Source organism: Clostridia bacterium, from assembly GCA_034926675.1.
In the GTDB taxonomy this organism is placed as follows: Bacteria; Bacillota; DTU025; order DTU025; family DTU025; genus JAYFQW01.
Genome location: JAYFQW010000006.1, coordinates 240,449 through 249,533, shown reverse-complemented (window position 1 = coordinate 249,533; position 9,085 = coordinate 240,449). Strand labels below are relative to the sequence as shown.

The window sequence follows — 9,085 nt, the reverse complement described above, 5'->3', positions numbered from 1 at the left end:
CCGTGGTTCTCAAGATTCTGGTCCCGCAGGCTGTCAGTGTCGGCCAAACCAGCACTGTCGCGCGATCAATGCGACTCAAATGGACATTGACCATCGGGTCAGTGTCCATTTGGTCGACATTGACGGTCCGACTCCCGCGGTCGAGGTTCGCGCAGGTTCCATAGCGCGCGCGGGCGATTTCCGAAAACACGTCTAGCTGCAAGTCAGCCGCGCCACATTATGCCATGATCCCGCCCTCTCGCGCGCAGTGTCGCCAATCTCGCCCTCTCGCGCGTTTGGAGGGTCTCAATGCTGGTTTCATCGACATGATCGACGTTTCAATGCTGGTTTCATCGACATTGACCTCCACACTCCGGGGTTCAAGGGGTTGAAGGTTTTTTCAGCCGATTAGCAGGCCTGCGAATGGAAATTGATTCCTTTACGGCCTGAATCAGTCGGACAAGGTCTGGAACGGGCAAGTGATCGAGCAACTGGTAAGTCAACTCACCGACAATCTGACGAAACTGGTGTGCGTTGCCGATCCGGCTAGCGAGCAAATAAGCCTTTAGCTGGTCATTCCCCAGATGCCTGCTTGCCATATGTTACATGCGGAACGTGAGCTCAAGCGCGGCATCGAGAGGCTTTCCGGCGTACCTCTCCGCCCCAGAGGTTGCAGGGCCTGACTCTTCGATGACCAGCCCGAACGGCTCGTAATCGAACCTAGCGACGACCTGGCCCGCGGAGTCGGTGACCACCCTTATGGACCCCAGCATGTCGGTGTGGAGAAAGTAGGTCTGGGCAGGGCTGTCGCCTTCCTGCACTACCTTGGCCAGGTGCTTGCCGTGCGCGACTATGTAGCGCGTCGCCGTTCTCACCGGTTCCGGAGGGGGCGGATCGCCCAAAGCCTTCGGACTTACGGGATCTCCTGTTCCATCGGGCTCTCCCGGTCGGCTTCCTCCTCCAGGCAGACTGGGGTTGATCAGAATAGAGGCTTCAGGCTCGTCGCCAGGGGGAAGCGACGGCAATCCATCGTGAATCCCCCACACTCCACGGCTGCGCGCTGGCGTTGCTTGACGAGGAGCGGCCGAGTCCCCGACCGACACTGTCGACGGATTCGGCAGCGACCTCCAAGCTTCCTCTGACGACATGGTATTGCTTGCCACAGAACGGCAACAGGAATCAGCACGAGAAACGGGCTCCCAAGAACCGGAAGGGGCGCAGGGAATGCACTCGCTGGGTGTTTCATCGAAGGGGTGGGGGGTTCGCATGATCCCGGATTTCGGTCGGAAAGAAGCAGCCTTTGCGCCTTTACGGGTCCCCGCGAGCTCTCGGTGACTACAGGCTGGCATTGAAGTCGTCTCCGGCGACCGTGTAGCGTCTGTAACCATAGACAATGGCATAGGTGCACAGTACCATGCAGTAATGAGCGTGGAGCGCATTCGCTTTCATCACATCGATCACAGATGCATCTGATATGGTGATCGCAGACTGAAGGAGGCGAGCGGACCCGTTCGGCGCTTTTCTTCACACTCGGGATTCAAGGGGCTCAGTGTCGATCAAACCGGAACTGTCGCGCGATCAATGCAACTCAATTCGACATTGACCGTGGGTTAATGTACATTTCGTCCACATTGACACTCCGACTCCCGCAGTAGGGGTTCACGCGGAACTCGTGACGCGAATGGGCTATCTCCAAAGCCGCGTCTAGCTCTGATTCACCTGTGCCACATTATGCCATACGTCCAATCGGGGAAGCTCCTCGCCGCCGATCCTGCCGAGGCGCACGTTCGGAGGGCTTCAATCAGGCCTCGCGGCATGACGGCAGTCTGTCTCGATTCATTGCACTCTCCCGCCTTGTACGCATCTCCCAGGCGCCGCATTCACCCCCTGCGAATGTGAGGGGACTAGTGGCGTTGTTTCCAGCGAACTCGAACCCGGGCGGCGGACAGTTACGGCCCACTCAGTAGGCCAAGTCATCGAGAGGGGCAGCGTGGCTCGCATCTCCGGGAAGGCAGCATGGAACCGACGGCAGCTGGAGTGCATCGAAGGCATGCACAATACGGAATCACGGGAATACTCGGCAGGAAAACTAGCAGCCGGGTCGAATACTTGTTCGGGAGAATACATGTTCGTATTTGCGCTTGCAAGTCAGCCGCCCATGGTATAATGTAGCTTGCACAGGCGGACGGAGGTGTTGTTGTGCGCGAGTTCAAACTCAAGTCGAACTACGCCCCAGCTGGGGATCAGCCCAAGGCAATCAGCAAACTCATGGCGGGGGTGGAGGCTGGCATGCGCGGCCAGGTGCTGCTTGGGGTCACGGGCAGTGGCAAGACCTTCACGATGGCCAATCTGATTCAGCAGCTGGGCAGGCCGACGCTGGTGATCGCCCACAACAAGACTTTGGCGGCGCAGCTCGCCTCGGAGTTTCGTGAATTCTTCCCGCGGAATGCGGTGCACTATTTCGTAAGCTATTACGACTACTACCAGCCTGAGGCATACATACCTCAGAGCGACACATACATCGAAAAAGATGCCCAGATCAATGATGAGATCGATAGGATGCGCCATGCTGCAACCTCCGCTCTGGTGGAGAGGCGCGATGTGGTGATTGTAGCTAGCGTCTCGTGCATATACGGCCTGGGGATGCCTGAGGAGTACCTGAAACAGGCGGTCGTGGTGAAACGGGGGCAGGGCGCCGATAGAGATCATCTCCTCCGTAGGCTGGTCGCTATTCAGTACAGCCGCAACGACATCGGTATAACCCGCGGCACATTCAGGGTGCGTGGCGATGTGGTCGAGATCATCCCCGCTGGCGGCGACAGTGGAATCAGAGTCGAATTCTTTGGAGACGAGATCGACCGCATCACTGATGTCGACACCCTGACCGGCGAGATCCTCGGCGCCAGGGATTCAGCGTTCATCTACCCTGCTACTCACTATGTTACGAGCCCTGAGAGAATGAAAGCAGCCATTAGCGCCATCGAACAAGAACTGGATGCACGGCTGTCTGAGCTCAAGGCCGGGGGAAAACTGCTGGAGGCTCAGAGGCTTGAGCAGCGAACACGGTTTGACCTTGAGATGCTCCAGGAGGTTGGGTACTGCTCAGGGGTGGAGAACTACTCCAGGCACCTGGCCGGGAGGGATTCGGGGGATGCGCCGGCCACACTCCTCGACTATTTCCCAGACGACTATCTCATGTTCATCGACGAGTCACATGTGACTGTGCCTCAGATTCGAGGCATGTACTTTGGGGATAGGTCTCGAAAGGAAAGCCTTGTGGGCTATGGATTCCGGCTGCCGTCTGCCTTCGACAACCGACCCCTTCGGTTCGATGAGTTCGAGCGAAGAGTCAACCAGGTCATATATGTGTCCGCCACTCCAGCTGAGTATGAGAGAACTCACTCTTCCCAGGTGGTGGAGCAGATAATCCGCCCGACTGGGTTGATCGATCCGGAGCTAACAGTCAAGCCAGTCAGGGGGCAGGTGGATGACCTTCTCGGCCAGATACGCACCACTGTTGAGAGCGGCTACCGCGTGCTCGTAACGACGCTTACGAAGAAGATGGCTGAGGATCTTACCGACTACCTGCGCGAGCTGGACGTCAGGGTCAGGTACCTTCACTCCGAGATCGACACGATGGAGAGGGTCGAGATCCTGCGCGACCTGAGGCTCGGTGAGTTTGACGTTCTCGTGGGGATCAACCTACTTCGCGAGGGGCTGGATCTTCCGGAGGTAGGGCTCGTGGCCATCCTTGACGCCGACAAAGAGGGCTACCTGCGCTCAGCCACATCTCTTGTTCAGACAATCGGCCGAGCCGCACGAAATGTGGATGGGCGCGTGATAATGTACGCAGACAGGATCACCGACTCGATGAAGCAAGCGATCAGCGAAACCGAACGGCGACGCGTGATCCAGTCAAGTTTCAATGAGGAGCATGGAATCACCCCTGCGTCGGTGAAGACCGCCATCCGGCAGTTCGGAGAGGGTGGGGACGGCGTCGGGAAAGCAGCTGCCGGAAGCGAGGCATCCACAGGCAGGCGCGCAGGCGTCCACGGTAGCGGAGCCCAAGTTCCGGCTGCGGCTGGGAAAGCTATCGCGGATTCGGACAAGGAGGCCGCTCTTGATGTGGAATCCATGGACGAACGGGAGCTTGTGAGGCATATCAAGTACCTTGAGGAGCAGATGAAGAAGGCCGCGGCTCTTCTTGAGTTCGAACGAGCAGCGGGAATTCGGGATAACATCAGGGATCTCAGACGGAGGTTCGCCAGTTTATGAGCAAGAACAGTATTGTCATCCGCGGAGCGCGTGAACACAACCTGAAGAATATCAGCATCGACATTCCCCGTGACCAGCTAGTGGTCATCACCGGGCTGTCTGGCTCGGGCAAGTCGTCGCTTGCTTTCGACACCATATACGCGGAGGGTCAGCGCCGCTACGTCGAATCGCTTTCGGCCTATGCTCGCCAGTTCCTCGGGCAGATGAACAAGCCGGATGTGGACTACATCGAGGGTCTGTCTCCTGCGATTTCCATCGACCAGAAGGCGGCGAGTAAGAATCCTCGCTCAACCGTGGCGACGGTCACGGAGATATACGACTACATGAGGCTCCTCTATGCGAGGATCGGCATTCCCCACTGCCCGAAATGCGGAAGAGAGATCGCGCAGCAGGCAGTTGAGCAGATAGTCGACAAGGTCATGGCGCTGCCGGAGGGCGCCCGCATCCAGGTGCTTGGGCCTGTGATCCGCGGGAAGAAGGGCGAACACAAGAAGGTTCTTGACGATCTGCGCCGCGAGGGGTTTGCACGGGTTCGGACCAATGGAGTTGTACATGAACTTACCGAGGATATCGTCCTCGAGAGATACAAGATCCACAAGATCGAGGCAGTCGTCGACAGGCTCGTGGTGAAACCCGGAATCGAGCGGAGGCTTGCAGACTCCCTCGAGACCGCGCTGAAGCTCGGCGATGGCGTAGTCGTTGTGGACATGCTCGATAGCGGAGAGATGATATTCTCCGAGAAGCTGGCCTGCCCGGAATGTGGCCTGAGCTTCGGGGAGCTCGAGCCAAGGCTGTTCTCCTTCAATAGCCCTTACGGCGCCTGCCCTGTCTGCTCAGGGCTGGGAGTGAAGATAGAATTCGATCCTGAGCTCATCTTCGACATGGATCTCTCGATCAACGAGGGCGCTATCCGTCCGTACAGCCGGAATGGAGTGGTGTCCGACTTCTACCTGGGGAGGATCTATGAGGTCGCGGGTGTGAAGGGAGTCGACGTCACAGCCCCTCTTCGTGACATGCCCGAATCCGCCATGGAGATGCTCAAACATGGGTGCGGGCAGGAGAGGTTCAAGTTCACATACCACGATTCCAAGGGGCGGGAGCAGTCGTGGGAATCCAGGTTCGAGGGAGTAGTCCGAAACCTTGAACGCCGGTATCGGGAAACCACGTCTGAGCACATCAGGGAGGATCTGGAGAAGTTCATGAGTTCCCGGCCATGTCCGGCGTGCGGAGGCAAGAGGCTCAAGCCGGAGGCTCTGGCTGTGACAGTGGCTGGGAAGTCGATCGCGGATGTCACGCGGATGTCCACAATCGTGGCCCTGGATTTCTTCCGCGGAATCTCTCTCACTGAGAGAGAGACCTTCATCGCCAAGCAGATTCTGAAGGAGATCAGGGAGAGGCTGGGCTTTCTTGCGAACGTCGGACTTGACTACCTCACGCTCGACAGGGAGTCGGGGACTCTGGCCGGCGGAGAGGCGCAGCGCATACGGCTGGCCACGCAGATCGGATCGAGCCTGGTCGGGGTGCTGTACATCTTGGATGAACCATCCATCGGTCTTCATCAGCGCGACAATGAGCGCCTCATCCATACCCTCAAGGACCTTCGAGACCTGGGCAACACCCTGATCGTGGTTGAGCACGACGAGGAGATGATGAGGTCCGCTGACTACATCATCGATATCGGGCCTGGAGCCGGCGCCCACGGCGGCGAGATCGTGGCGAAGGGGACTGTGGAGGAGATCCTTCACGACCCGAACTCGATCACTGGGCAGTTTCTGTCGGGAGCTAGGCGAATAGCGACGCCTGCTGCCCGGCGCAAACCAAATGGCAAGGCTCTTGTGATCAAGGGCGCCAGAGAGCACAATCTTAAGAACGTTGACGTGTCCATCCCCCTGGGTCTGTTCGTGTGCGTTACCGGAGTCTCAGGCTCGGGGAAGAGCACCCTCGTGAATCAGACGCTCCACGCGCGCCTTGCCCACGATTTGCACCACGCCTACGCGAAACCAGGCGCGCACGACAGCATGACCGGGCTTGAGAACATCGAGAAGGTAATTGGAATAGACCAGTCTCCAATAGGCAGGACTCCCAGATCGAACCCGGCGACGTACACTGGGCTGTTCGACATGGTGAGAGACCTTTTCTCCCAGTCGCTTGAAGCCAAGGCCCGCGGGTACAAGCCCGGGCGGTTCAGCATCAACGTGAAGGGCGGACGGTGTGAGGCGTGCCGTGGTGACGGGATTGTCAAGATCGAGATGCATTTCCTTCCAGATGTGTACGTGCCATGCGAGGTATGCCACGGCGCCCGTTACAACCGCGAGACACTCGAGATCAAGTACAAGTCAAAGAGCATCGCTGATGTTCTGGCCATGCAGGTGGAGGAGGCCCTGGAGTTCTTCGGCAACGTACCGAGCATACGCCGCAAGCTGCAGACTCTATACGATGTGGGCCTGGGCTACATCCAGCTGGGTCAGCCCGCCACCACCCTCTCAGGCGGAGAGGCACAGCGTGTGAAGCTTGCTGCCGAGCTATCGCGCCGAACCAATGGGCGAACGCTCTACATCCTCGACGAACCCACCACCGGGCTCCATTTCGCGGACATAGACAAGCTCCTCGAGGTGCTGCAGAAGCTGGTGGATGCCGGCGACACGGTGCTGGTGATCGAACACAACATGGATGTGATCAAGACTGCAGACTACATCATCGATATGGGTCCGGAGGGTGGAGACAGGGGCGGACAGGTGATAGCAACGGGAACTCCGGAGGAGATCGCGGCGACTCCAGGGTCCTACACAGGTGAGTTCCTGAGAAGAATGCCTGGCATCGTCCTGCATGAGCGGGAACATGGGCCGGAGGAGATCAGCAGTGTCGTTGGATGAGACCCTCGGGAGCTTGCCCACCACACCGGGCGTGTATCTGATGAAGGATTCGTCTGGGGAAGTAATCTATGTGGGCAAAGCGGTGAACCTGAGGAACAGAGTGAGGCAGTATTTCCAATCATCCAAGAACCACTCCCCGAAAGTGGCGAGGATGGTCGAAAACATCGCCGATATCGACTACATCGTGACAGGTTCGGAGCTTGAGGCGCTGGTCCTCGAGTGCAACCTCATCAAGGAGCGTCGCCCTCACTACAACGTGAAGCTGCGTGATGATAAGACATACCCATTCATCAGAGTCACGGTTGCAGACCCGTTCCCCAGAGTGTTCATGACGCGCCGAGTGGTCAGGGACGGGTCGCGCTACTTCGGTCCGTTCACCGATGTGAACGCAGTTCGTGAGACCCTCAGGATCATCAAGACGGTTTTCCCGATTCGCCAGTGTTCGAAGGTCATCGGCGCCAATGATCGAGCTCCGAGGCCATGCCTGAACTACCACATCAAGCGGTGCCTCGGGCCTTGCGCCGGGTTGGTGACTGCCGATGACTATTGGGAGGTCGTGAACGAGGTAACTCTGTTCCTCGAGGGTCGGCAGAATGATCTGATCTCAAGCCTCAGGAACCGAATGGAGGCCGCCGCTCAGTCCTTGAATTATGAGCAGGCGGCGGTGTACAGGGACCAGCTACAGGCTGTGCAGAAGATCGTGGAGAGGCAGCGAGTGGTTTCGGATTCCGGTGCTGACCAGGACGTGATCGCATTAGCGCGCGACCCTTGGGGAGCATGTGCGCAGGTCATGTTCATTCGCGATGGCAAGCTCGTGGGGAATGACCACTTCATCCTCGGTGAGGCAGAGGGAAGTGATGATTCGGAGATCATTGCGTCCTTCATCAAGGAGTACTACTCGCAGAGCGCGTCTATTCCACCAGAGATCCTCGCGCAGGCCGAACTCGAGGATGCGGAGGCGTATGAGCAGTGGCTCTCTGGGAAGCTGGGGCGCTCCGTGAATATCCGGACGCCGCAACGTGGCGAGAAGCGCAGGCTGGTGGAGTTGGCGGCCACGAACGCCAGGGAGTATCTTGATCGGGTCCGCGCCTCGGAGCAGGCAGACGAGAGGTCAAGGGCGGGGGCCCTCGCGGAGCTCGCGGCCTATCTCGGCCTCGACGCTGCGCCTGGAAGGATCGAGTGCTACGACATTTCGAACCTTCAAGGCACAGAGGCCGTCGGTTCCATGGTCGTCTTCGAGCAGGGAAAGCCTGCGAAATCCCAGTATCGACGATTCAGGATTCGCACTGTGGAAGGGCAGAACGATTTCGCCATGATGGCTGAGGTTATCCGCAGGCGAATCTCGCGAGGGACAGGTCGTGCCGCGAACCGCGGCGCAGATGGTGATCCAGACCCCAAGTTCGCCCGGCTCCCGGATCTCATGGTTATCGATGGTGGCAAGGGGCAGCTGCACGCGGTCGGGGAGGTCCTCGATTCGATGGGCTTTGGCGAGTGGCCGGCCGTGGGCCTGGCCAAGCGGGAAGAGGAGATCTTCAGGCGCGGTGAAAGCGCGCCTCTGCTGCTTCCGAGGGACTCCAAGGCACTCCACCTCATTCAGCACATTCGGGATGAGGCACACAGGTTCGCTGTCGCGTACCACAGGAGCCTCAGGGGCAAGAGCGGCATTACCTCTGAACTCACGGGTGTTCCAGGCGTAGGGAAGAAGCGCCTGGTAGCTCTGATGAGGCAGTTCGGGTCGCTTGACGCCCTTTCCAGAGCCTCAGTCGAAGAGATCGTGGCTGCTCCAGGCATGAATGCGCCAGTGGCTGCAAGGGTGTACGAGCATCTGCACCCGGAGCCCTCCACGCTTCAGGCCGAGCGAAGCAGCGCAGAAGCACAGATGGTTGCAGACCGCGTCAATGCCCCCCAAAAGTCGGTCGCGTCCACGGGCCAAGGAGAAGAGGAGGTGCAAGGTTGAG

At 58.7% G+C, this 9,085-nt stretch carries 4 protein-coding genes; 3 read left to right on the top strand and 1 reads right to left on the bottom strand.

Translation table 11 applies throughout. The annotated features are described in order from the left end of the window. Positions 1–581: 581 nt before the first annotated feature. The gene (locus tag VB144_03420) at positions 582–1,004 is read right to left on the bottom strand and encodes a hypothetical protein (GenBank protein ID MEA4882708.1); all 423 of its coding nucleotides are present in this window, start codon (positions 1,002–1,004) and stop codon (positions 582–584) included. Positions 1,005–2,178: 1,174 nt separating this feature from the next. Between VB144_03420 and uvrB the strand changes: the two genes are divergently transcribed. From uvrB to uvrC, 3 genes are read left to right on the top strand one after another with little or no spacing between them, the layout of a single operon-like run. Continuing rightward, entirely contained in the window at positions 2,179–4,254 is a 2,076-nt protein-coding gene (gene uvrB / locus VB144_03415; GenBank protein MEA4882707.1) for an excinuclease ABC subunit UvrB, read from the top strand. Next, complete coding sequence (gene uvrA, locus VB144_03410; protein MEA4882706.1) at positions 4,251–7,127, top strand: excinuclease ABC subunit UvrA; 2,877 nt, start codon at positions 4,251–4,253, stop codon at positions 7,125–7,127. The genes uvrB and uvrA overlap by 4 nt, the downstream gene beginning before the upstream one ends. Next, positions 7,114–9,084: an excinuclease ABC subunit UvrC gene (uvrC, locus tag VB144_03405; protein ID MEA4882705.1), complete on the top strand. Its 1,971-nt coding sequence runs from the start codon at positions 7,114–7,116 to the stop codon at positions 9,082–9,084. Before uvrA ends, uvrC begins: the two co-directional genes overlap by 14 nt. Position 9,085: the final 1 nt, after the last annotated feature.

Excerpts from the sequence above, each read along its gene's own strand:
- uvrA (MEA4882706.1), top strand. The coding sequence starts at position 4,251 with ATGAGCAAGAACAGTATTGTCATCCGCGGAGCGCGTGAACACAACCTG.